Genomic DNA, 23,512 nt, shown 5'->3' with positions numbered 1-23,512 from the left:
CCTCCGGTTGCTCGTCCACACCGCTGTCCACGTCGTCGTGCGCGCCGCTTCCGCGCACGACGCTGTTCACGTCGTTGTGCCGCTGTTCTCCGGGCCGTTGTCCGCGCTGCCGTCCGAGTCGCTGTCCGCGTCGTCGCCCAGGCTGCTGTCGGCGTCGTCGCCCGTGCCGTGGGCCGTGCTGCCGCCCGTGCCGGGGGCCGCGGTGCCGCCCGCGTCGTTCCGCACGTCGTCGTTCCGCACGTCGTCGCCCGCGCCGCTGAACCGGGCCACGCCCGCCCGCCACCCGCCGTCGGCGAGGTTGCGCTCGATCGCGGCCATCTCGATCCGGATGCCCCGGTCCAGGTCGGTCTCCGCGCCGAGGTCGACCGCCTGCTTGGTCAGCGCGAGCGCGAGCGGCGGAGCGGCGGCGATCGCGGCGGCCACCGCCACGCCGGCGTCCGCCAGCTCGTGCGGTGCGACCAGGCGCGCCACCAGGCCCACCCGGTGCGCCTCCTCCGCCGACATCACCCGGTCGGTGAACAGCAGCTCCTTCGCCCGCGCCCGGCCGATGACCCGCTGCAACCGCTGCGTCGCGCCGACGGTGCCCAGGTGCGGCTCGGGGAACCGGAACGTGGCCGCCGTGGAGGCGACCACGAAGTCGCAGCTCATCGCGATCTCGCCGCCCGAGCCGACCACCGGCCCCTGCACCAGCGCCACCACCGGCTTGCTGCACCGCTCGATCGCCTCGTAGGCGGCGAAGGACGCCTGCCGCCTGCGCCGCACCCACGCCTCGTCCCGGCCGACCCGTTCCTTGAGGTCCGCGCCGGCGCAGAACACCGGCCCGTTCGCCCGCAGGAGCACCACCCGGACGTCGGCGGCGGAGTCCAACCGCTCGAACGCCGCGCGCAGCCCCAGGCACATCGCGAGGTCCAGCCCGTTGCGGGCGTGCGGCCGGTCGAGCACCACGCTCGCGACCCCGTCGACCACCCCGACGGACACGCCGTCACCCGCCCTGCCCGGCACCCCGTCGGCCGTCCCGCCGGGCACCCCGGCGTCGTCGCCCGTCACCCGATCGCCCCTTCCGCGCGCAACGCCTCGATCTCGTCGTCGCCCAGCCCCAACCGCTCCCGCAGCACCGCGTCCGTGTCCGCGCCGAGCCGCGGCGGCACGCCCACCGGGGCCGGGGTGAATTCACCGCCCGGCTCCGCCATCCGCAACGGCGTCCGCAGCGCCGGGAACGTGCCGGCGACCGGGTGCCGGAAGTGGTCGACCATGCCGCGCGCCGCGGTGTTCTCGTCGGCCAGGGCCTCCCGCACGCTGTTCACCTCGCCGGCGGGCACACCGGCCGCCCGCAGCGCCGCGGCCGACTCCGCCCGCGGCCGCGCGGCGAGCGCCGAGGTGAGCGCGGCCATCACGCGACCGCGCTGCGCCAGCCGGCCGGCGTTGCGCGCCAGCTCCGGGTCGTCGGCCAGCTCGTCGAGCCCGAGCGCCGCGCACAGCGGCAGCCAGTGCTGGTCGCTGCAGCTGACGTGCAGCCACCCGCCGTCGGCGCACTCGAACGCGGCCGACGGCACCCGGCCGGGGTGCTCGGTGCCCGTCCGGTCGGGGTCCTCGTCCAGCGCGAACAGCCGGGCGGCGGCCAGCGCGAGCAGGCTGACCTGCACGTCCATCATGGCCAGGTCCACGTGGCTGCCGCGGCCCGCGCCGACCCGGCCCACCAGCCCGGTCAGCGCGGCGATCGCGATCCACAGCCCGGAGGTCAGGTCCGCCACCGGCACGCCCGCCTTCGCGGGCGGCGAGCCGGGGTGCCCGGTCAGCGCCATGAGCCCGGACAGCGCCTGGAACACGGTGTCGTAGCCCCGGCGGTCCGCGTACGGCCCCTGCTGCCCGAACCCGGTGCACGACACGTAGACCAGGCCGGGGTTGACCGCCGACAGGGCCGGGTAGCCGAGGCCGAGCCGGTCCATCGCGCCGGGCAGGAAGTTCTCCACCAGGACGTCGGCCGTCGCGGCGAGGTCGCGGGCCACCCGCCTGCCGCGCTCGGACTTGAGGTCGAGCACCACGGAGCGCTTGCCGCGGTTGAAGGCGAAGTAGTACGCGCTCTCGCCGCTGGGCAGCACCGGCTGCATGGCGCGGGACTCGTCGCCCGCGCCCGGCCGCTCCACCTTGATCACGTCCGCGCCCAGCTCGGCGAGCACCTGGGTGGCCATCGGCCCGGCCAGCACGCGGGAGAAGTCGAGGACCGTGATCCCGGACAGTGGTCGCACCGCGCTCATCCCCGGAAGCCGCGCATGATGGCGTTGACGTCGCGCCCCGCCCGCATGGCCTCGTCGACGGGCAGGTCGGCCACCCGGTAGAACAGCTCCTTCGTGGCCGCCAGCGCGACCGGGTCGGCCTCGGCCCACCGGTCCGCCACCTCCAGCCCGACGTCGAGCACCCGGTCCGGCTCGGCCACCCGGTTGGCGAGGCCGATCGCGAGCAGCTCCTCCGCGCCGAGCAGGCGGCCGTGGCTGACCAGCTCGAACGCCAGCTTGCGGCCGACCTGCCGCTGGAGCCCGGTCATCACGATGGCGGGCACGATCGAGTGCTTCAGCTCCGGGTAGCCGAGGACGACGTCGGTCGCGACCACCATCATGTCGCAGCCGATGGCCAGCCCGGCCCCGCCGCCGAGCGCGGCGCCCCGCACCACCGACACGATCGGCTTGCGCAGGCGCTGCGGCAGCAGCTGGGTCCGCGCGGTGAGGTCGGCGCGGCGCACCACGGCGGCCTGGTCGGCCGGCGTCAGGTCGGCGAACTCGGTGATGTCCGCGCCCGCGCAGAACCCGGGGCCCTCGCCGGTGAGCACCACCGCGCGCACCGCGTCGTCGGCGTCGGCCGCCAGCAGCGCGGCCAGCAGCGCCTCGGTCAGCGCCGTGTCGAGCGCGTTGCGCTTGGCCGGCCGGTTCATCCGCAGCACCCGGACCGCGCCGCGGTCCTCGGTGAGCAACACGCCTCGCGGCACAACGGTCTCCTCGCGCATCCCGGTGGTACCCGCCATCGCCGCCGTCACCGCCCCGCCCCGGCCGCCGCCGTGGCGGGCAGCCCGTACCCGGCCCGCGCCACCGCGCTGCGCAGCGGGCGGCCCAGCGCCTGCTCGCAGCGGGCCGACGCCGCCAGCACCAGGTCGAGGTCCAGGCCCGTCGACACGCCCAGCGACTCCAGCAGGTTCACCAGGTCCTCGGTGCACGTGTTCCCGGTGAGCCCCGTCCCGTAGGCGATGCCGGCGGGGTGGCCGCCGACGCCGCCGAACGCGCTGTCGAAGTGCCGGCAGCCGGCGTCCAGCGCGGCGACGCAGTTGGCCAGCGCCGTGCCCCGGGTGTCGTGGAAGTGCGCCACGGCGGGCACGTCCGGGTACTCGGCGGCGAGGCGGGTGAACAGCCGGCGCACCGTGGCCGGCGTGCCCAGCCCGGTGGTGTCGCCCACGGTCACCAGCGCCACGCCGAGGTCGGCGAAGCGGCCGAAGTCCTCGACCACCCGGCCCTGGTCGACCGCGCCCTCGAACGGGCAGCCCAGCGCCACCGAGATCACGCCGACGAGCGTGAACCGGCCGTCGGCCAGGCGCGCCATCCCGGCCACGTTCTCCCACTGGCGGGCGCGGGTGGTGCGCAGGTTGCGCGCGGTGTGCGACTCGGTCGCCGACACCAGCAGGCTCAGCTCGTCCGCGCCGCGCCCGGCGTCGAGGTCGGCCAGCGCCCGCCGCACCGCGTGCGGGTTGGGGCAGGTCGCCTTGTACGCGACGCCGTCCCGGCGCGGCACGCCCGCGAGCACGTCGCCGGCGTCCCGGAACGCGGGCACCCGGTCGGGGTGGCTGTAGCTGGTGGCCTCGATCCGGCGGAAACCCGCCGCCACGAACGCCTCCACAGTGGACAGCTTCGTGGCGGTGGGCACGAAGTCCGGCTCGTGTTGCAGCCCGTCGCGGGCGAAGCACTCACACAGCGTCACGCGGTCGGCCACCGGTCGCACCTCCTGACGACAACGATGGCGCCGAGCGTGGCAGAGCAGTGTTGATAATGTCAACAGGCTGCCCTGGGGTCAGCGCTCCTCGGCGCGCTCCAGCGCGCGGGCCAGCGTGGCCAGCTTGTCCAGCGCCGAGTCCAGCGCGTCCCGCTCCTGCTCGGTCAGGCAGACCAGGAACGCCCGGTCGCGCTCGTTGGCCGCGGTGATCAGGCCCCGGTACAGGGCGGCGCCCTTGCGGGTGAGGGTGAGCTGGGTGGTCCGGCCCGCCCCGAACTCGCGCAGCACCAGGCCGCGCTCGCTGAGCTTGGCCACGACGCGGCTCATCTGCGCCTTGTCCAGCGCGGCCAGGCGGGCGAGCCGGTTCAGGGTCAGCGGCGCGTCCGCGCCCAGCAGCGCGATGGTCCGCCACTCGCCGAGGCTCACGTCGAACTCGCGGCGGTAGCGCAGGGCGGCGCTGCGGGACATCGCGTTCGCCACGCGGCTGAGCCGGTACGACAGCAGGCCGTGGATCGGCAGCTGCCCCGGCGTCGCGGTCTCGGTCCGGGCCTGCGCCGCGGTGTCCGGCGAGGCGCTTCGAGGGGTGTCCATTCCGTGCACTGTAGGCGGTTCGGGGCGTCCGGTGCGCGTCGACCGGCCGGTGCCCGCGCCGCCGATTCGTCTGTTGACAATCACAACAGCCAGGCCGACACTGGGCCGCGACCGCGCGTCACGAGATCGACGAAGGGCTGGGTCATGCCGACGGACTCCTGGGCAACGTTGTTGGTCGACGGGCAGTGGCGTCCCGGCGCCACGAGCTTCGAGGTCGTGGACCCGGCCACGGGGGAGCCGATCGGCCGGGCGGCGGACGGCACCGCGCGGGACGCGCTGGCGGCGCTGGACGCGGCCTGCGCGGCGGCGGAGGCGTGGCGCGCGGTGAGCGCCGAGGAGCGCGGCGGCCACCTGCGCCGGGCCGCCGCCGCCATCCGGGACCGGGTCGACGTGCTGGCCGCCCTGCTGACGAGGGAGAACGGCAAGCCGCTCGGCGAGGCGCGGGCCGAGCTGCTGGGCAGCGCGCGGATGCTGGAGTGGAGCGCCGAGGAGGCCCGCCGCGCGGGCGGCCGGGTGCTGCCGCCGTCGCCGAGCGGCCCCGGCCTGGTGGTCAAGGCGCCGGTCGGGCCGGCGCTCGCGATCACGCCGTGGAACTTCCCGGCCAGCATGCTCATCCGCAAGATCGGCCTCGCGCTGGCGGCAGGCGCGCCGCTGATCGTCAAGCCCGCCGAGCAGACCCCGCTGATCGCCACCGAGCTGGTGCGCGTCCTGCACGACACGGGCCTGCCCGCCGGCGTGCTCCAGTCGATCACCACCTCGCGGCCCGCCGAGGTCGCCGGCGCGCTGCTGGCCGACCCGAGGCTGCGCAAGGTCAGCTTCACCGGCTCGACCGAGGTCGGGCTCGGCCTGCTGCGCGCCACCGACACCCACCTCCGGCGCACCTCGCTGGAGCTGGGCGGCCACTCGCCCGCGATCGTGTTCGCCGACGCCGACCTGCCCGCCGCCGCGGCAGGCGTGGTGGCGGCCAAGTTCTTCAACGCCGGCCAGAGCTGCATCGCGGTGAACCGGCTCTACGCGCACCGCTCCGTGCACGACGAGCTGCTCGGGCTGATCGAGGAGAAGGTCGCCGCGCTGCGCGTCGGCCACGGCGCGGCCGAGGGCACCACCATCGGCCCGCTGATCGACCAGGCCGCGCTCGACAAGGTGGAGCGGCAGGTCGCGGACGCGGTCGAGCGCGGCGCGCGGGTGCGCGTCGGTGGCCGCCGCTGGTCCGGGCCTGCCGAGCTGAAGGGCGCGTTCTACGAGCCGACCGTGCTCACCGAGGTCGGCGACGACATGCTCGTCACGCGGGAGGAGACCTTCGGCCCGGTGCTGCCGGTCTACTCCTTCGACACCGACGACGAGGCCGTGACGAGGGCGAACGCCACCGAGTACGGCCTGGCCGCCTACCTGTTCGGCCGGGACCTGTCCCGCCTGTGGACCGCCGCGGACCGGCTCGACTTCGGGGTGATCGGGGTCAACGACCCCGCGCCGGTCCGGCCGGAGCTGCCCTTCGGCGGGATGCGCAACAGCGGGCAGGAGCGCGAGGGCGGCGCCGAGGGCATCGAGGCGTTCCTGGAGACCAAAGCGATCGCGATCAAGCTGTGAGGACGACCGACATGACGACCCCGGGGGAAACCGGTCCGGGCGACCGGGCCGACGCCGACGAGCGGGCGGACCGGCTCGCCGAGCTGGACATGCGCGCGATCATCCACCCGCACACCACGATCGGCGCGCCGGACGAGCCGGTGATCTTCACCCGCGGCGAGGGCGCGGTGCTGTGGGACGTGCGCGGCAAGTCCTACCTGGACGGCACGTGCGGCCTGTGGCAGTGCCCGGTCGGGCACGGGCGGGCGGAGCTGGCCGAGGCCGCCGCCGAGCAGATCCGGCGGCTGGAGTTCTACTCCTCCTTCGGCGACTACTCCAACGAGCCCGCCATCCGCCTGGCCGACCGGCTGCTGCGGCTCGCGCCGCCCGGCCTGGAGAAGGTGTTCTTCACCAACGGCGGCTCCGAGGGCAACGAGACCGCGATCAAGCTGGCCCGGCTGGCGCACCACCACGCCGGCCGACCGGAGCGGACGATCATCCTGGCCCGCACCGGCGGCTACCACGGCATGGGCGGCGGCTCGCTGGCCGCGACCGGCATCGACCGGCTCCGGCAGGGCTTCGGCCCGCTGCTGCCCGACGTCGAGTTCCTGGGCAGGCCGCACGCGCTCCACCACGACACCGACGCGCTGGTCGCCGAGTTGGAGCAGCGCATCGCCGAACTGGGCGCGGACCGGATCGCGGCGTTCATCGGCGAGCCCGTGCTCGGCGTCGGCGGCATGGTGCCGCCACCGCCGGACTACTGGCCGCGGGTGCAGGAAGTGCTGCGCCGCAACGACATCCTGCTCGTCGTGGACGAGATCGTGACGGCGTTCGGCCGGGTCGGGCACTGGTTCGCCGCCGAGCGCTACGGCATCGAGCCGGACATCGTCGTCACCGCGAAGGGGTTGACCAGCGGCTACATCCCGATGGGCGCGGTGCTGGTCGGGCGGCGGGTGCTCGACCTCGTCGACGGCGCGTGGTTCCCGCACGGCTTCACCTACAACGGCCACCCCGTCGGCGCGGCGGTGGCGCTGGCGAACCTGGACATCCTGGAGCGGGAGGGCCTGCCGGCGCGGGCCTCGGCGGTCGGCGACCGCATCGCCGCCGGGCTCGCGCCGCTGGCGGAGCTGGACCACGTGCGCGAGGTGCGCGGGGTCGGGCTGATGCTCGGCATCGAGCTGGACCGCGACGCCTCCGGCGTGCAGTCCGGCGCGCGGGCGGACGGGCTGATCGTCCGCGCCGCGGGCAACAACGTCATCATTTCGCCGCCGCTGGTCATCACCGACGACCAGGCGGACGCGCTCGTGCGCCTCGTGTGCGAGCACGTGGCCGCGGTCGGGAACTAGACGCCCGTCGGGCACCCCTTGTCAACGCCGACCTCGGAGGTCGCCGTGCGTCGAAGTATCACCACCGGATGTCTCGCCTCGGTCCTCGCGCTCGCGGCGGCCTGCGGCGCGAGCGGACCGGGCACGCCCACGCTCACCTTCGTGTCCACCGGCAGCTCCTTCCAGGACAACCAGAAGACCGCGTGGCAGCAACCGTTCACGACCGAGACCGGCACCGCGTTCCGCAACGACGGCCCGGTGGACGAGGCCAAGCTGCGGACGATGGTGGAGGCCGGGAAGGTCACGTGGGACGCGGTGGACACCAGCGCCGCCGCGGCCGAGCAGTACTGCGGCACCTACCTGGAGAAGCTGGACTTCTCGGTGGTCGACCGCACCGCCTTCCCGCCGGAGACGGTCGGCGAGTGCGGGGTGCCCGCGTACTACTACAGCATCATCTTCATGTACGACACGAGGAAGTTCGGCGCGAACCCGCCGACGAGGATCGCCGACTTCTTCGACCCGGTGCGCTTCCCCGGCCGCCGGATCGTGCCGCCGGAGGTCGCGGCCGGCCTGCTGGAGGACGCGCTGCTCGCCGACGGCGTGCCGGCCGAGCGGCTGTACCCGCTCGACGTCGACCGCGCGCTGCGCAAGCTCGACGTGATCAAGGGCGTCACCACGTTCGCCAAGACCTACGGGCAGGTCCAGCAGTCGATGGTGGACGGCCAGGTGGACCTGGCGCTGGTGTCCACGGCGCGGGCGCACCAGGCGCTCAAGGCGGGCGCGCCCTTCGAACCGGTGTGGGACAAGACGATCGTCAACTGGAACGACCTGGTGGTGCCCAAGGGCTCCGCCAACCGGGACCTCGCGATGCGGTTCATCGCGTTCACCGGGCGGCCCGAGCAGTCCGCCCGGTTCTCCGAGCTGGCCTCGGTGCAGCCGGTGCACGAGGGCGTCAAACCCGCCTTCGACGACGTGCAGCGCCGCATCGACGCGTTCTCCCCGGAGCACCGGCACAGCGTGGTGCTGGGCAACGCGAAGTGGTGGGCCGGGAACTTCGACGCGGTGACGCGGAAGTTCACCGCCTGGACGGCCGGGTGATGCCGATGACGGCGACCACGACGACCACGACGACCACCGGGCCCGCGCCGGCGGCCGGACCGGAGCGGGTGCGGCGCGGCGCGGCCGGGTGGGCCCTGCTGCCCGCGGTCGCGGTGCTGCTGGTGTTCTTCTGCTACCCGCTGGCCACCATCGTGTGGAGCAGCTTCACCGAGCCGACCGCCGGCCTGGGCAACTACGCGGCGCTGTTCACCGACGGCGTCTCGGTGACCGTGCTGCTGCGAACCCTGCGCACCGCGCTGGTCGTGGCCCTGGTGGCGCTGGTCGTCGCCTACCCGTACGCGTACGCGATGACCAGGGTGTCCCGGCGCACCAGGGCGGTGCTGACGGTGCTGGTGCTGCTGCCGTTCTGGACGTCGGTGATGGCGCGCAACTTCGCCTGGTACCTGCTGGAGCAGCGCGGCGGGCTGATCGACCGGTTCTTCGCGGCCCTGGGCTTCGACGGTGTGGTGCTGCTCGGCAGCGTCACCGGCGTCACCGTGGCGATGGTGCAGGTGATGCTGCCGTTCATGGTGCTGCCGCTGTACAGCAACCTCAGCTCCATCGACCTGCGGCTGATGGACGCGGCGACCAGCCTCGGCGCGAGCCGGCCGAAGTCCTTCGCGCGGGTGTACCTGCCGCTGTCGCTGCCCGGCGTGGTGTCCGGGTTCTCGCTGGTGTTCATCGTGACGCTCGGGTTCTTCGTGACACCGGCGCTGCTGGGCACGCCGCAGCAGTCGCTGGTGTCGCAGGTGATCGAGACCAGGGTCGGCGACCTGCTGGACTTCCCCGGCGCGGGCGCGCTGGGCGCGGTCCTGCTGGTGGTGACGCTCGTGGTGCTGTTCGCGGTGAGCCGGATCGCCCGGCCCACCGCGGCGCTGGACCGGGCGGTGGACCGTGCCTAGCGCGCCGGTGAAGCGGCCGGCCGCGCTCGGCTGGGGCCTGCGGTTGTGGGTGGCCGGGGTGGCGGCGCTGCTGCTCGCGCCGACCCTGGTGGTCATCCCGATGAGCCTCGGCGCGGGCGAGACCTTCGAGTTCCCGCCGCGGGAGTGGTCGCTGCGCTGGTACGAGGAGTTCTTCTCGTCGCCGCAGTGGATGTCGTCGGTGGTCACCTCGGCGCAGGTGGCGGCGCTCACGGCGGTGCTGGCCACGCTGCTCGGGGTGGCCGCCGCGATCGGGCTGGACCGGGGCCGGTACCCCGGCCGCGAGCTGCTCCGCTCGGCCATGATGGCGCCGATGGTCGTGCCCGGCATCGTGGTCGCGGTGGCGATCTACGGCGCGTTCCTGCGCTGGCACCTCAACGGCACGCTGCTGGGGTTCGTGCTGGCGCACACCGTGCTGGCGGTGCCGTTCGTGGTCACGTCGGTGGCGACCAGCCTGGCGGGCTACGACCGCACGGTGGAGGTGGCCGCCGCGAGCCTGGGCGCGTCCGGCTGGGCGGTGCTGCGCCGGGTCACGCTGCCGCTGCTGATGCCCGGTGTGGCGTCGGGGTTCGTGTTCGCGTTCGTCACCTCGCTGGACGAGGTCGTGATCGCGCTGTTCCTCCAGACCCCGGACACCCGCACGCTGCCCGTGCAGATGTACGACTCGATCACGCTGGAGATCGACCCCACCATCGCCGCGGCGTCCAGCCTGATCGTCGTGGTCACCACCGCGGCGCTGCTGCTGCCGCAACTCGCCCGCCGACGCCGGAGTGAACCATGAGGCCCTCGACCGCAGCGACGTCGACCAGTCACGGCATCCGGATCTCCGGGGTGTCCAAGGTGTTCCCCGGCCTGTCCCGGCCCGCGGTGGACGACGTCTCGCTGGACGTCGCGCCCGGCGAGTTCATGACCTTCCTGGGCCCGTCGGGCTCGGGCAAGACGACCACGCTGTCCATGATCGCCGGTTTCACGCCGCTGTCCGCCGGCTCGATCCGCGTCGACGGCGAGGACATCAGCGGGCTCAAGCCGCACAAGCGCGACCTCGGGGTGGTGTTCCAGCAGTACGCGCTGTTCCCGCACCTGACCGTGGCCGCGAACGTCGCCTTCCCGTTGCAGCAGCGCAAGGTGTCCAAAGCGGACACGGCGGCCAGGGTGCGGGAGGCGCTGGACCTGGTCGGGCTGGCCGACTTCGCCGACCGCCTGCCGCGGCAGCTGTCCGGCGGCCAGCAGCAGCGGGTGGCGCTGGCCCGCGCGGTGGTGTACCAGCCGCGCGCCCTGCTGATGGACGAGCCGCTGGGCGCGCTGGACAAGAAGCTGCGCGACCAGCTCCGGCGGGAGATCGCGCGGATGCACCGCGAGCTGGGCATGACGTTCCTGTTCGTCACGCACGACCAGGAGGAGGCGCTGACGCTGTCGGACCGGATCGCGGTGTTCAACCACGGTCGGGTCGAGCAGGTCGGCACCCCGAGCGAGCTGTACGAGCGGCCCAGCACGTTGTTCGTGGCCCGGTTCCTCGGCGAGTCCAACGTGTTCGCCGACGACGCCGAGGTGGTCGTGGTCCGCCCCGAGCGGCTGGAGCTGCACACCGAGCCCGGCGCGGTGCCCGACGGCCGCCGGCAGCGCAAGGCCGTGATCACCGAGGTCGTCTACGTGGGCAACCACCACCGGATCGGGCTGCGGTTCGCCGACGGCGCGGAGGGTTCGGCGATGCGCCTGGCCGGCACCGCGCTCCCCGCCGCGCCGGGCGAGTCGATCGTGGTGAGCTGGCACCCGCGCCACCAGGCCGCCGTGCCCCGGCCGGCCACCACCGAGGGAGGGTGAACGTGCGTCGACCCTGGATCGGGGCGGCCCTCGTCGCCCTGCTGCTGACGTCGTGCGGCGGCGGGGGCGAGGTCCGGTCGCTGACCTTCGTGTCCTACGGCAAGGGCGCTTACCAGGAGGGGCAGGAAAAGGCGTTCCTGGAACCGTTCCGGAAGCAGAGCGGCGTCAGGGTCACGCTGGACGGGCCTTCGGACAACGCCAAGCTGCGCGCGATGGTGGGCGCGGGCCGGGTCACGTGGGACGTCGTGGACACCGACGCGTTCATGGCCCGCGAGCACTGCGGCACGCTGCTGGAGAAGATCGACGTCGGCGACCTGGAGGGCAGCTTCCCGCCCGGCACGCTGTCGGACTGCGGCGTGCCGACGGCGCTGTTCGGGCTCATGCTGATGTACAACGGCAACACCTACGGCGCGGACCCGCCGACCTCGCTCGCCGACTTCTTCGACCCGGCGAAGTTCCCCGGCAAGCGCGTGATCTACGCCAAGGACCCGGCCATCGGCCAGTTGGAGGCCGCGCTGCTCGCCGACGGCGTGCCGCCGGACGGGCTGTACCCGCTGGACGTCGACCGGGCGCTGAAGGTCTACGACCGCGTCCGCCACGACCTGACGCTGGCGCAGACCTACGGTCAGCAGCAGCAGGCGATGGTGGACGACCAGGCGGACATGGCGCTGGTGGTCAGCGCGCGGGCGTACTCGACGCTCAAGGCCGGCGGCACGCAGTGGCAGCGCGTGCGGACCAAGGTGCCGGTGACGTGGGACGTGCTGGTGGTGCCCAAGGGCAGCCGGAACAAGGACCTCGCGCAGGAGCTGATCCGGTTCGCCTCGCGGCCGGAGCCGGGCGCGCGGTTCGCCGAGCTGTCCGGCGCGGGCGCGGCCAACACGGGTGCCGCGCCCGAGCTGAACGACGTGCAGCGGCGGATCGACGTGCTCGGCGCGGACCACGCCGAGGACCGGGTGTTCATCGACGCGGACTGGTGGACCGCCAACTACAGCGAGGTCGTCCGGGCCTGGACGGCCTGGCAGACGAGCTGACCGGAGGGTGCTTGATGCGTGCGGCGGTGTTGCAGCGCGACGGGGTGGACGGGATCGCGGTTCGGGACGAGGTGTCCACTGTGGACGTGACGGACGTGCTGGTGCGGGCTCGGGTGCGGGCCGCCGGGGTGTGCCGCTCCGACCTGTCGGCGGCCACCGGCCGGCTCGGGCTGACCCCGCCGGTCGTGCTCGGCCACGAGGCCGCCGGCGAGGTGCCGGCGGTCGGGCCGGCGGCGGGCGGTGTCGAGGCGGGCGGTGTCGAGGTGGGCGACCGGGTGATGGTGTCGTGGGTGCCGCAGTGCGGCGGGTGCGCGGCGTGCCGGCGCGGGCAGCCGGAGCTGTGCGGGTATGGTGCGCGACCGGAGTACCGCCGGCCGCGGTTCGTGGTCGACGGCGCGCCGGTGGCGGCGCAGGCGGGGTGCGGCGCGTTCGCCGAGGAGATCGTGGTGACCCGGCACAACCCGGTGCCGCTGCCGGACGGGGTGCCGTTCGGGATCGGCGCGCTGGTGAGCTGCGGGGTGGCCACCGGGGTCGGCGCGGTCCGCAACACCGCGGCGCCGGCGGCGGGGTCCAGCGCGGTGGTGATCGGGTGCGGCGGCGTCGGGATGGCGGTCGTGCAGGCCGCCCGCGCCGCCGGCGCGTCGGCGGTGCCGGCGGTGGACCCCGTCGCGGCCAAGCGGGAGCCGGCGGTGGAGCTGGGCGCGACCGACGCCGTGCCGCCGGCCGGGCCGGCCGCCGCGGTGGTGCCGTTCACCGCCCGCGAGCTGTACGCGAGCGGCCGGCGGCTGGTGGGCTCGGTGTTCGGCTCCGGCGACGTGCGCCGGGACTTCCCGCGCGTGATCGAGTCGTGGCGCGCCGGGGAACTGCGGTTGGAACGCCTGATCAACGACCGGATCGGGTTGGCCGACGTGCCTGCCGCGCTGGAGGCGCTGCGGGCGGGCTCGGCGCCGCGCTCGGTGGTGGTGCTCTGATGTCGGCCACCGACGAGCGCTACCGGCGGATCACGGCGGGCGTGCCGGTGCTCGACGACGGCCGCCTGCGCGAGGTGCTGGACGCCTGCTTCGGGGTGTCCGTCGTGGGCAGTCGTCCGCTGGCCGGCGAGACGGACCGGAACCTGTGGGTGGCGGACGCGTCGGGCGCGGAGTACGTGTTCAAGGTGTGCTCGGCGGCGGACCTGGGCGCGGTGCGGTTCCAGAACGCCCTGCTGCGGCACCTGGCCGAGCACGCGCCGGACCTGCCGGTGCCGCGCGTGGTCGCCGCCCGCGCGGGAAGCGGTGGCGCCGGGAACGGCCGTGCGGAAGGCGGTCGTCCCCGGAGCGGTGGCAGGGGGGACACCCGCGCGGAGAGCGGTCGCGCGCCGGACCCGGACGACGTCGTCGTCGTGCCCGGCGCGCCGGACCTCGTCGCCCGGTTGCTCACCTGGTTGCCGGGCACACCCCTGGCCGAGGTGGGCGCGCCGTCGGCGGAACTGCTCGCCGACGTCGGCGCGGTCGCGGGCCGGTTGGCCGCCGCCACCGTCGCGTGGCGGCACCCGGAACCGCCCGCGCCTCACTACTGGGAGTTCCCGCACGCCGCCACCGCGCTCGCCGACGCCCTGCCCGCCGTCGCCGACCCGGCGCTGCGCGCGGCGATCACCCGGATCCAGGCCGACCACGTGCCGTCGCTGGCCGCGCTCGCGGACCTGCCGCAGGGCGTGGTCCACCACGACCTCAACGCGTTCAACCTGCTCGTCGGGCCCGGCCCGCGCCGGCGGGTGGTCGGGGTCATCGACTTCGGTGACGCCCAGCGCGCGGCCCGCGTCGCCGACCTCGCGATCCTCTGCGCCGCCGCCATGCGCGGCCGGCCCGAGCCGATGCGCGTGGCCGCCGCGATCGTCGCCGCCTACCACCGGGCGTGCCCGCTCACCGGGCCCGAGGTGGAGCTGCTGCACCCGCTGCTGGCGATCCGGGCGGCCACCGTCGCCGCCACCGCCGCCCGCCTGGACGCCGCCCGGGGCCACGGCGACCCGCGGCACCGCTCGCCGGCGGCGGCCGACCTGGTGCGGGTGCTGGCCGGGACGCCTGCCGAGTTCGGCGTCGCCCGCTTCCGGCACGCCTGCGGGCTGCCCGCACCCGCCCGGCACGTGGCCGTCGGCGACTGGCTCGCCCGCAACCCGGTCGGGCCGCTGGTCGACGCGACGCCGGTCCCGGTCGACCTCACGGCGGGCAGCGCGGTCTTCGACGACGTCGACCCCCGCGACCCGGCCGCCGTGTTCACCGCCTCGACGGCGGCGATCGACGCGCTGCGCCCGGCGGTGGTCGACGCGCTGCGCCCGGCGGTGGTCGTCGGCCGGTACGGCGAGCCGCGGTTCACCGCCGAGGGCGGCGCGGTCACCAGCGGGCTCGACCTGTTCGCCGAAGCGGGCGTGCGGGTGTCCGCGCCGCTGGCGGGTACCGCCGAGCAGCCCCCGCCGGGCGTCAACCTCCTGCTCCGGCACGAACCCGCCGACGGGGTCCGCTTCTGGACCCTCTACACCGGACTGTCCACAGTGGTCTCACCGGGCGACGCGGTCGGGGTGGCGCAGCCGATCGGCGTGGTCGGCCCGGACGCGCGCCTGCTGGTGCGGGTGTCGGCCGTGCCGGTCGGCGCGTGGCGCGCGGTGCCCGCCGAGGTGCCGTCCGCGGACGCCCCGGTCTGGCAGGAGCTGCTGCCCGACCCGACCCCGCTGCTCGGCGCGCGGGACGCCGTGTCCCCGTGGCGGTCGTCGACCGCGCGCACCCTGGCGGCCAGGCGGAAGCACCTGCCGCACACCCACCCGACGTACTTCAGCGCGCCGATCACGATGGTGCGCGCCAGGGACTGCCGGTTCTACGACGAGCACGGCCGCGGCTACCTCGACGCGCTGAACAACGTGACGCTGCTCGGGCACGGCCACCCCAGGCTGGTCGAGGCGGCCGGCCGCCAGTTGCGGCGGCTCAACACCAACAGCAGGTTCGTCTACGACGTGCTGACCGAGTACGCCGAGGCGCTGACCGCCACCCTGCCGGACGGCCTGGACGTGGTGTACTTCCTCAACTCCGGCAGCGAGGCCAACGACCTCGCGCTGCGCATGGCCCGCTACGTCACCGGCCGCGACGACGTGGTGATCATCGACGACGCCTACCACGGCTACACCGCGACCGTCGCGGACGTGAGCCCGTCCCGGTACAAGCACTACGGCAAGCCGGACACCACGCACCCGACGCCGGTGCCGGACCGCTACCGCGGCGCGTACGGCTACGACGACCCGCACGCGGGCGCGAAGTACGCCCGCCACGTCACCGACACCTTCGACCGGCTCGCGGCCGAGGGCCGGCCGCCGGCGGCGTTCCTGTACGAGGGGCTGCTGGCGGGCGGCGGGCAGGTCGTGCTGCCGCCCGGCTACCTCGCGCCGATCCACGCCGAGGCGCGGCGGCACGGCGCGTTCACCATCGCCGACGAGGTGCAGGTCGGGTTCGGCCGGCTCGGCGAGGCGTTCTGGGGCTTCCAGACCCAGGGCGTCGTGCCGGACTTCGTGACGATGGGCAAGGCGATGGGCAACGGGTTCCCGGTCTCGGCCCTCGTCACCACCAGGGAGATCTCCGCGGCGTTCGACCGCACCGGCCGGTTCTTCTCCACCTACGGCGGCAACCCCGTCGCCTGCGCGGTCGGCCTGGAACTGCTGCGCGTGCTGGAGGAGGAGCGCTTGCAGGACAACGCGGCCACCGTCGGCCGGTACCTGCGCGACGGGCTCGCCGCGCTGGCCGACCGGCACGGGCTGATCGGCGACGTGCGCGGGCAGGGCTTCTACAGCGGCGTGGAGTTCGTCCTCGACCGGGGCACCAAGGAACCCGCGGCGGCGGAGACGCTGGTCGTCTGCGAGCGGCTGAAGGAGGAGGGCGTGCTGGTGTACCCGACCGGACCGGCTTGGAACATCCTCAAGCTGAAGCCACCGCTGACGTTCACCAGGGCGCACGCGGACGAGCTGGTCGCGGCGCTGGACCGCGTCCTGGAAGCGGGGTGGTGACGGTGACCGCGGACCTGGTGCTGCGCGGCGGCCGGGTGGTGACGGTCGACGAGCGGTTCACGGTCGCGTCCGCGCTGGCGGTCACCGGCGACCGGATCACCGCCGTCGGCGGCGACGACGAGGTCTCCGCGCTGGTCGGCCCGCGCACGCGGGTGGTCGAGCTGGCGGGGCGGGCCGTGCTGCCCGGCGTCAACGACGCCCACCTGCACCTGGCGATGTTCGGGCAGTCCCGGCGCAACGCCGACCTCACCGGCGTCGACTCGGTCGCGGCGCTGCGGGCGGCGCTGCGGGCCGAGGCGCGCCGCCGCCGCGACGGCGACTGGCTGGTGGGGGAGGGGTGGCGGGAGGCGAACATCGCCGAGTTCCGCGCGGGCGGCCCCGGACCGCACCGCGCGGCGCTGGACGGGGCCACCGGCGCGCGGCCCACCGTCCTGCACCACGCGTCCCGGCACTCCGTGCTGGTCAACACCGCCGCGCTGCGCCTGGCGGGCGTCGACCGCGACACACCGGACCCGGTGGGCGGCGTGATCGTGCGCGACGCCGACGGCGAGCCGACCGGGGTGCTGCTGGAGTCCGCGGGCATCCTGGTGACCCGGCACGCGCCCGTGCCGTCCAGGCGGGAGCGGCTGGACGCGATCGTCGCCGGGATGAAGGTGCTCAACGCGCTCGGCATCACCAGCGTCACCGACCCGATCGTGTGGCCGGAGCTGCTGCGCGACTACGCCGTGCTGCACCAGGAGGGCCGGCTCACCGTCCGCGTCAACGCCCTGCTGCACTGGGACTGGCCGTCGCCGTCCACGTCGGTGGAGCGGTTGACGACGATGCTCGACCACGCCGGCGTCGCCACCGGGCTCGGCGACGACTGGCTGCGCGTCGGCGGCGTGAAGCTGTTCGCGGACGGCGTGCCCAGCCACGGCACGGCCTGGCTGCACCAGCCCTATCCGGGCGGCGGCCACGGCGCGCTCGTCACGGCGGGCGCGGACGACGAAGAGCGCTACCGCGCGCTGCTCGACCTCGTCGAGACGGCGCACCGCAACCGGCTCCAGGTGCAGGTCCACGTGACCGGCGACCGCGCAGCCGACGCGGCCGTGGACGCGATCGTCCGGGCGCAGGGCCGCGACCCGTGGCCGGGTGCCAGGCACGCCCTGATCCACGGCACGCTGCTGGACGCCGACACGCCGCGCCGCCTCGCCGAGCACCGCATCGGCGTGATCACCAGCTCGCTGATGAAGTCCCACAGCGGCGCGACGATCAGCGCGGCCGTCGGCGCGGACCGGTGGGACCGCGCGTTCCCCGCCGGCGCGCTCCTGGCGGCGGGCGTGCCGGTCGCGGACAGCTCGGACGCGCCGGTGTGCTTCCCGGACTGGCGGCGCGGGCTGGCGACGTTCGTCGGCGCGGCGCCGCACCCGCTCGCGGAGCTGCCCGCCGACCTGCGCCTGACGCGCGAGCAGGCGATCCGGCTGTGGACCGCCGCGCCCGCGTACTTCGAGCACGCCGAGCACCGCAAGGGGGTGTTGGGCGTGGGTCGCCTGGCGGACCTGGTGGTGCTGGACGGCGACCCGACCACCCTGCCCGCGGAGGAGTTGGCCGGTGTGGTGCCGCGGTTGACGGTCGTCGGTGGCCGGACGGTGTACGAGGGGTGATTGTGTTGAATGGCCCGACTCCGTCGGGCGGCTCGGCCGCCTTTTAGTCGGCGGCTCGCGGGGCGTTTCTTGTCGATCGAAAAGCGTGATCGACAAGAAACGCGCCACGAACCACCGACGCGGCCTCGCGGGGTGCGACGTGGGGCGCGGGTGGGTGTGGGGCGTGTTGGGTGTCTTCTAAGGTGTGCGCCTGGGGGTGCGGGAGATGCCGGTCTGGTTGCCGCTGGTGGTTGTGGGGCCGTTGGGCCTGTTGTGGGAGGGCGCGTCGCTTGTCGGGAGCGCCGTGCTGGTTGTGGTGGCGGGGTGGTTGCGGAGTCCGCGTCTGATCGCTGCGGCGGTCGTGTTCGCGGTGGCGGCCTGGTTCGGTTCGCCGGTGTTCGCGGTGACTGTGGCGTTGTCGGCGGCCCTGTTGCTGGCTGCGCACGACCTGCACGCGGTTCGGCCGGGTGTGTGGTTCCCGGTGCTGGCAACGGGTCTGGGCGTGTTCGTGGCGACGCGGTACGACTGGCGCCCGCCGCGCGTCGACCGCGTGTTCCAGGACGGTGGCTACTTCGCCTACGCGCCGCTGGAGAGCGTCGTCACGATCGAAAGCGTGGAGATGGGCCGCGCCTTCGAGTCGGCGCTGGTCCTGGAGTTCGACGCGGGGTGGTCAGGGGCCGGGGTCGTGCGGCTGTTCGTGGCGGCGGTCGTCGCGCTCGGCCTGTGCGCCTGGGCGTGGCGTGCGCGCAGCCCGGCGGTGGTGGTCGTGGCGCTGCTGTACCTGACCTGCGCCTGGTACCTGATGCCCGAGCCGGCACGGGACGGGTGGTCCGCCGTCGGGTTCCTGGTCGACGACGTCGGCGCGCCCGCGCACCCCGAACTCGTGCTGGTGGCCGCCGCAGTGGTGTTGTTCCCGCACCGGAAGGCGCCGGACTGGGCGCCCCTGCTGGTGGTCGGACCGCTCGGCACGCTCTGGGCCTACGGCCCGCTGGTCGGCGTCGGTGTCCTGGCCGTGGCGGCGCTGGTCCTGCGCAGCGGTCGGCTCGCCGCCGCCACGGCCCTGGTCGCGGTCGCCGCGCTGTTCGGCCACCAGCCGTTCCCGGCCGTCGTGGCGGTCGCCGCCGCGCTCGTGCTGGCCGCCCACGACCTGCACGCGCGTCGGCCCGGCACCTGGTTCCCGCTGCTGGTGGTCGGAGTGGGCCTGTACACCGCGGTGCTCGGCGCGGAACTGCTGCGGGAGGACCCGTTCGAGGACCGCACGGGCGGCGCGGTGACCGCCGGTGGCGCGGTGGAGTGGTCGATGGGCTGGACGGACAGGGCCCCGGCCGGCCCGGACCTGGTCGACGTGGTCGGTTACCTGCTGGTGGCACTGATCGTCGCGGCGCTGGTGGTGTGGGCGTGGCGAGCGCGCAGTCTCGTCGTCCTGGCGTGCGCGATCGGGTTCCTCCTCGCCTGCGGTGCGGCCTTCCTGTCGCCGTCCGATCCGGGTGTGCAATTCCTGAGCCAAGACCAGTACCGCTTGCTGCTCCGCCCCGACCCGCTGTTCGTCCCGCACCCGGAGGCGGTCTTCCTGGCGGGCGCGGCCGTGGCGTTCGCCGCCGAGGGCCGAAGGGGAGTGAAGGGCTGACCCCTCACCCCCCTTCGCACCCCCTCGCCTAACCCTCGCCCGCCATGCGGTACGCGCCTCCCTCCAGTCGGCGCACCAGGCGGTGCGTCCACTCCGCCCGGCTCCGCGCGGTGTGCAGCCACAGCCCGATGACGTCGCCGACCGGACCCCAGGTGTCCAGGTCGGCGTCGGGCGGCAGGTGCTCCTCGATGCTCGCCCGCCACTCGTCCATCACCCGGGCGCGCCGCCGCAGCAGGTCGAGGGCCTCCGCGCGGGGCAGGTCCTCGATCAGGCCCACCGCGGCGGCGAGCAGGTCGAGCCGGGGATCGCGGCTCGACAGCGCGTCGCGGAGCAGGGCGCGGTACGCCTGCTCGCCCTCCTCGGTCACCTCGTACTCCACCCTGGGCGGCCCGCCGGCCTCGCTGGGCGTCTCGTGCCCGACCAGCAAGCCCTGCCCCGTCATGGCCTTGAGGGCGTGGTAGACCGAGCCCGAGGTGGCGTTGGACCACTCGTGCGCGCCCCAGCTCTCCAGGTCGGCCCGCACCTGGTAGCCGTGCGCCCGACCGCGCCGCCGCACCGCGCCGAGCACGAGCAGCCGGACCGCCGACACCCGCTCAGCCCGCGCTGGGCCGGGTGGTGCTGACCCACCACAGCGTGCCGAACGGGTCGACGAAACCGCCCATCCGGCTGCCGTCCTCCTGTTCGGTGATCTCCTGGGCCGACCGCGCGCCGGCGGCGACCGCCCGCGCGTGCACCGCGTCGGCGTCCGGCACGGTGGTCCACAGCTGGACGTGCGCCGGCTCCGACGGGGAGCTGAGGCAGCGCTCGCCGTGAGCGCCGGAGTCGGCGAAGAACACCGCGCTGGTCCCGATCCGCGCCTCGGCGTGCATCACCCGCCGGGCGTCCGAGGGAAGGGTGAGCACGTTGGACACCTCGGCGTCGAACGCGCCCTTGAGGAACTCCCCGTAGGCGTTCGCGTCGTCCACCATCACGTAGGGCGTAACGGACGTCATCACTGCCTCCTCACTAGCCAAATTTGACTACCGCACCACCGTACCGCGCGAGTGGCAGCTAGCCAAATTTGGTCAGTGAGACCCGGTCGGTCGGGTGGGGTGGTCCCGGCCGGCGTCCGCCCCGGCCGGGACCACCGGTGATCACCCCGGCTCGGCGTGCGCGAGGAGCGCGTCACCCGCGACGCGGACGTGGACGCGCAGCGCGTCGGTGCCCTCGGGCCGCACGCGCAGCACCTCCTCCGCCACCACCGCGATCAGCTCCACCCGCAGGCAGCGCCGCAGCGCCCGCGCCCCGTACACCGGGTCGAACCCGCGCCGCGCGATCAACCGCACGGCCTCGTCCTCGACCTCCAGCCGGACACCGCGCCCGCGCAACCGGCGGCGCACCGCCTCGACCTCCAGCAGCGTGATGTCCAGCGCGACCTCGGGACCGAGCGCGCGGAACTCCACGACCTCGTCGATGCGGTTGAGGAACTCCGGGTCGAAGAACGCCGTCAGCGCGCGCGAGACCACGTCGCGGCGGCGGGTCGGCCACCACCACCGGCCGGCCCGGCGCGCCAGCTCCGCCGAGCCCAGGTTCGAGGTGAGGAATACGAAGCTGTTCCGGAACGAGATGGTCTGCTGCCCGTTGGCCAGCCGCAGCACACCGGTGTCCAGCACGTGCAGCAGGGCGCGCAGGACGGTCGGGTGCGCCTTCTCCACCTCGTCGAACAGCACGACGCCCGGTGTGTAGGGATCACCCTCCACAGTGGACCGGTCGAAGACGCTGAACCCCTCCTTGCTGCCCGCGTAGCCCGGCGGCGCGCCGCTGAACGACGCGGCGTAGTGCTCCTGCGCGAGCGCGCTCATGTCGACCCGGCACAGGTCGTCGGGCCCGGACCTCAGCTCGGCGGCCACCCGCCGCACCAATTCCGTCTTGCCCACCCCCGTCGGGCCGACCAGCAGCAGGTTGGCCAGCGGGCGGCCGGGGTCGTGCGCGCCGGCGCGGGCCAGCGCGATCGCGCGCACGACCGCGTCCACCGCGTCGTCCTGCCCGAGCACCCGCCCGCGCAGCCGGGCCGCCACCGCCCGCGGCGCGGTGTCGTCCCGGTTGCCCGCGAGCCGGTTCTGGTCGTGGAACCTGTCGGTCAGGTACGGCATCGGCCGCCGCCCCTCACGCCTCGTGCGTCCGCTCGACGGGCAGCGAGCCGACGCGGCAGTCCGCGACGCCCACCGTGTCGCGCGTGATGGCCTCCACGTTCTCCCGCGCCTTCTGCGCGTCGGTCACCCAGAGCTTGTAGAACTCGAACGGGCAGTCCGCGACGCCGAGGTCGCCGTCGCCCGCCGCGTGCACGCCCGAGTAGCCGCGGTGCAGCAGCTTGAACAGGTGGTTCTGCGACTGGTCGTGCGTGCGCGCGTCCCGGATCGCCGACAGCGACAGCTGCGCGTACTGGATGCCGTACTCCTCCTCGCCGGTCTCGCCGAGCGTCCGCCCGTCGAACCCGATGATCGCGGAGTGGCCGAAGTAGGAGTAGACGCCGTCGAACCCGGCGGCGTTGGCCACGGCGACGTAGCAGTTGTTCGCCCACGCCATCGCCTTGGCCATCAGCACCTGCTGGTCCTTCGCCGGGTACATGTAGCCCTGGCAGCGCACGATCAGCTCCGCGCCCTTCATCGCGCAGTCGCGCCAGATCTCGGGGTAGTTGCCGTCGTCGCAGATGATCAGCGAGATCTTCATGCCCTTCGGGCCCTCGCTGACGTAGGTGGTGTCGCCGGGGTACCAGCCCTCGATCGGGCACCAGGGCAGGATCTTCCGGTACTTCTGGACGATGTCGCCGCGGTCGTTGATGAGCACGAGGGTGTTGTAGGGCGGCTTGTCCGGGTGCTCCTCGTGCCGTTCGCCGGTGATCGAGAAGACGCCCCAGGTGCGCGCCTCCCGGCAGGCGGCGGCGAAGATCGCGGTCTCCTCGCCGGGGATCGTCGCCGCCGTCTCGTACATCTCGGCGGGGTCGTACATGATGCCCTGCGTCGAGTACTCGGGGAACACCACGAGGTCCATGCCGGGCAGCCCGCTCTTCATGCCGACCACCATCTCGGCGATCTTGCGCGCGTTGTCCAGGACCTCGGCCTTGGTGTGCAGGCGGGGCATCTTGTAGTTCACCACCGCGACGCCGACGGTGTCGGGGCTCGCGGAGATGTCGCCGTGCCTCATGGGTCTTCTCCTCAGGTTGACGGGTCTTGCGGCTGTGGGGTCAGGCGGGGGAGGGCGCCGCGCCGCGCGACCGGAGCGCGAGTCCGGCGGCGACGCCGACGAGGACCACGGCGAGCGCCGCGGCCAGCAGGGCGGTACCGGGGTCCGACCGGTAGCCGCCGGTCAGCGCGAGGAACGCGGGCAGGGTGCAGGTGGTCTGGCTGAGCAGGACGGCGGTCCAGCCGGTGAACCGGGTGAGCCGCCGCACCCCCAGGCCGAGCACGAGGAAGAACAACGCCCACAGCAGCGCCCACGCGAGCCAGATGACGCCGAACACCGGGTCGCCGTCGCGCCAGAAGGAAATCCCGGCGTACACCACGGCGCAGCCCGCGACGAACAGCGAGAACCAGCCGATGCCCTCGGGTTCCAGGCCGGCCAGGTTCGCCACGCCGACGTAGAGGTAGGTGAAGCCGAACAGGTAGAGCCCGGACGCGGCGAGGACCGCGTCGGCGTCGCCGCCCGCCTGCACGATCAGGACCGTGAGCGTGACGCACTGGAGCGCGCCGACGAACAGGTTCAGCGCGGCGGCGGACCGGGCGGGCACCCGGCCGAGCAGCACGAGCCCGTTGACCAGCAGGACGGCCCCGACGTAGAGCAGACCGACGTGGTTCATCGACGCCTCCCGCTGTGCCACGATGCATTCAGGTGGGCTATTTTCAGATGAAAGTAAGTGGGCGGGCCCCGCCCGTCAAG

Annotated in this window: 21 protein-coding genes; 11 read left to right on the top strand and 10 right to left on the bottom strand. The window is 74.3% G+C overall.

Annotated features, from left to right (window positions below):
* Positions 1-66 precede the first annotated feature (66 nt).
* The 5 genes from C8E97_RS23955 to C8E97_RS23935 all read right to left on the bottom strand — a co-directional run bounded on the left by C8E97_RS23955 (position 67) and on the right by C8E97_RS23935 (position 4,563).
* Positions 67-1,047, bottom strand: coding sequence for an enoyl-CoA hydratase/isomerase family protein (locus tag C8E97_RS23955; protein WP_246019114.1), 981 nt, complete (start codon positions 1,045-1,047; stop codon positions 67-69).
* On the bottom strand, positions 1,044-2,255 hold the full coding sequence (locus C8E97_RS23950) for a CaiB/BaiF CoA transferase family protein (RefSeq protein ID WP_121007734.1): 1,212 nt from the start codon (positions 2,253-2,255) through the stop codon (positions 1,044-1,046). The genes C8E97_RS23955 and C8E97_RS23950 overlap by 4 nt, the downstream gene beginning before the upstream one ends.
* Complete coding sequence (locus C8E97_RS23945) at positions 2,252-3,016, bottom strand: enoyl-CoA hydratase/isomerase family protein (protein WP_246019113.1); 765 nt, start codon at positions 3,014-3,016, stop codon at positions 2,252-2,254. The genes C8E97_RS23950 and C8E97_RS23945 overlap by 4 nt, the downstream gene beginning before the upstream one ends.
* Before the next feature lie 8 nt (positions 3,017-3,024).
* On the bottom strand, positions 3,025-3,972 hold the full coding sequence (locus C8E97_RS23940) for a hydroxymethylglutaryl-CoA lyase (RefSeq protein ID WP_121007732.1): 948 nt from the start codon (positions 3,970-3,972) through the stop codon (positions 3,025-3,027).
* Between the two features lie 78 nt (positions 3,973-4,050).
* Positions 4,051-4,563: a MarR family winged helix-turn-helix transcriptional regulator gene (locus C8E97_RS23935; RefSeq protein ID WP_121007731.1), complete on the bottom strand. Its 513-nt coding sequence runs from the start codon at positions 4,561-4,563 to the stop codon at positions 4,051-4,053.
* A 144-nt stretch (positions 4,564-4,707) separates the two neighbouring features.
* On the opposite strand from C8E97_RS23935, the gene C8E97_RS23930 reads away from it, so the two are divergent.
* The 11 genes from C8E97_RS23930 (at position 4,708) to C8E97_RS23880 (ending at position 19,597) form a co-directional block, all read left to right on the top strand.
* Complete coding sequence (locus tag C8E97_RS23930; RefSeq protein WP_121007730.1) at positions 4,708-6,150, top strand: aldehyde dehydrogenase family protein; 1,443 nt, start codon at positions 4,708-4,710, stop codon at positions 6,148-6,150.
* An 11-nt stretch (positions 6,151-6,161) separates the two neighbouring features.
* Positions 6,162-7,475: an aminotransferase family protein gene (locus tag C8E97_RS23925; RefSeq protein WP_246019112.1), complete on the top strand. Its 1,314-nt coding sequence runs from the start codon at positions 6,162-6,164 to the stop codon at positions 7,473-7,475.
* Positions 7,476-7,520: 45 nt separating this feature from the next.
* The gene (locus C8E97_RS23920) at positions 7,521-8,552 is read left to right on the top strand and encodes an ABC transporter substrate-binding protein (RefSeq protein WP_147455213.1); all 1,032 of its coding nucleotides are present in this window, start codon (positions 7,521-7,523) and stop codon (positions 8,550-8,552) included.
* Positions 8,553-8,557: 5 nt separating this feature from the next.
* Positions 8,558-9,454 (top strand): ABC transporter permease, encoded by an 897-nt coding sequence (locus C8E97_RS23915; protein WP_246019111.1) that lies wholly within the window; start codon positions 8,558-8,560, stop codon positions 9,452-9,454.
* Positions 9,447-10,253, top strand: a complete 807-nt coding sequence (locus tag C8E97_RS23910) for an ABC transporter permease (protein ID WP_246019110.1) — start codon at positions 9,447-9,449, stop codon at positions 10,251-10,253. The genes C8E97_RS23915 and C8E97_RS23910 overlap by 8 nt, the downstream gene beginning before the upstream one ends.
* Positions 10,250-11,293 carry an ABC transporter ATP-binding protein gene (locus C8E97_RS23905; RefSeq protein ID WP_170211975.1) on the top strand — a complete coding sequence of 348 codons (1,044 nt, stop codon included), beginning with the start codon at positions 10,250-10,252 and terminating at the stop codon, positions 11,291-11,293. Before C8E97_RS23910 ends, C8E97_RS23905 begins: the two co-directional genes overlap by 4 nt.
* 2 nt (positions 11,294-11,295) lie before the next feature.
* Positions 11,296-12,324 carry an extracellular solute-binding protein gene (locus C8E97_RS23900; RefSeq protein WP_121012225.1) on the top strand — a complete coding sequence of 343 codons (1,029 nt, stop codon included), beginning with the start codon at positions 11,296-11,298 and terminating at the stop codon, positions 12,322-12,324.
* A gap of 14 nt (positions 12,325-12,338) precedes the next feature.
* A complete protein-coding gene (locus C8E97_RS23895) occupies positions 12,339-13,295 on the top strand; it encodes an alcohol dehydrogenase catalytic domain-containing protein (RefSeq protein WP_121007727.1) in 957 nt (318 codons plus the stop codon).
* Positions 13,295-16,348: an aminotransferase class III-fold pyridoxal phosphate-dependent enzyme gene (locus tag C8E97_RS23890; protein ID WP_121007726.1), complete on the top strand. Its 3,054-nt coding sequence runs from the start codon at positions 13,295-13,297 to the stop codon at positions 16,346-16,348. The genes C8E97_RS23895 and C8E97_RS23890 overlap by 1 nt, the downstream gene beginning before the upstream one ends.
* A gap of 2 nt (positions 16,349-16,350) precedes the next feature.
* Positions 16,351-17,991 (top strand): amidohydrolase, encoded by a 1,641-nt coding sequence (locus C8E97_RS23885; RefSeq protein WP_246019109.1) that lies wholly within the window; start codon positions 16,351-16,353, stop codon positions 17,989-17,991.
* 307 nt (positions 17,992-18,298) lie between these two features.
* Positions 18,299-19,597 (top strand): hypothetical protein, encoded by a 1,299-nt coding sequence (locus tag C8E97_RS23880; protein WP_147455212.1) that lies wholly within the window; start codon positions 18,299-18,301, stop codon positions 19,595-19,597.
* Between the two features lie 28 nt (positions 19,598-19,625).
* Here C8E97_RS23880 and C8E97_RS23875 read toward each other — a convergent pair whose 3' ends face one another.
* From C8E97_RS23875 to C8E97_RS23855, 5 genes are all read right to left on the bottom strand, one after another.
* The gene (locus tag C8E97_RS23875; protein WP_121007723.1) at positions 19,626-20,186 is read right to left on the bottom strand and encodes a PadR family transcriptional regulator; all 561 of its coding nucleotides are present in this window, start codon (positions 20,184-20,186) and stop codon (positions 19,626-19,628) included.
* 4 nt (positions 20,187-20,190) lie between these two features.
* The gene (locus tag C8E97_RS23870; RefSeq protein WP_121007722.1) at positions 20,191-20,589 is read right to left on the bottom strand and encodes a VOC family protein; all 399 of its coding nucleotides are present in this window, start codon (positions 20,587-20,589) and stop codon (positions 20,191-20,193) included.
* Positions 20,590-20,730: 141 nt separating this feature from the next.
* A complete protein-coding gene (locus C8E97_RS23865) occupies positions 20,731-21,729 on the bottom strand; it encodes an AAA family ATPase (RefSeq protein WP_121007721.1) in 999 nt (332 codons plus the stop codon).
* 13 nt (positions 21,730-21,742) lie between these two features.
* Positions 21,743-22,780 (bottom strand): aliphatic amidase, encoded by a 1,038-nt coding sequence (locus C8E97_RS23860; RefSeq protein WP_121007720.1) that lies wholly within the window; start codon positions 22,778-22,780, stop codon positions 21,743-21,745.
* Between the two features lie 40 nt (positions 22,781-22,820).
* Positions 22,821-23,432 carry an AmiS/UreI family transporter gene (locus tag C8E97_RS23855; RefSeq protein ID WP_121007719.1) on the bottom strand — a complete coding sequence of 204 codons (612 nt, stop codon included), beginning with the start codon at positions 23,430-23,432 and terminating at the stop codon, positions 22,821-22,823.
* Between the last annotated feature and the right edge of the window lie 80 nt (positions 23,433-23,512).

The sequence above is a fragment of the Saccharothrix australiensis genome (assembly GCF_003634935.1).
GTDB lineage: Bacteria > Actinomycetota > Actinomycetes > Mycobacteriales > Pseudonocardiaceae > Actinosynnema > Actinosynnema australiense.
The sequence above is the reverse complement of the archived record's forward strand: the minus strand, read 5'-3'. Positions and strand labels throughout refer to the sequence as shown.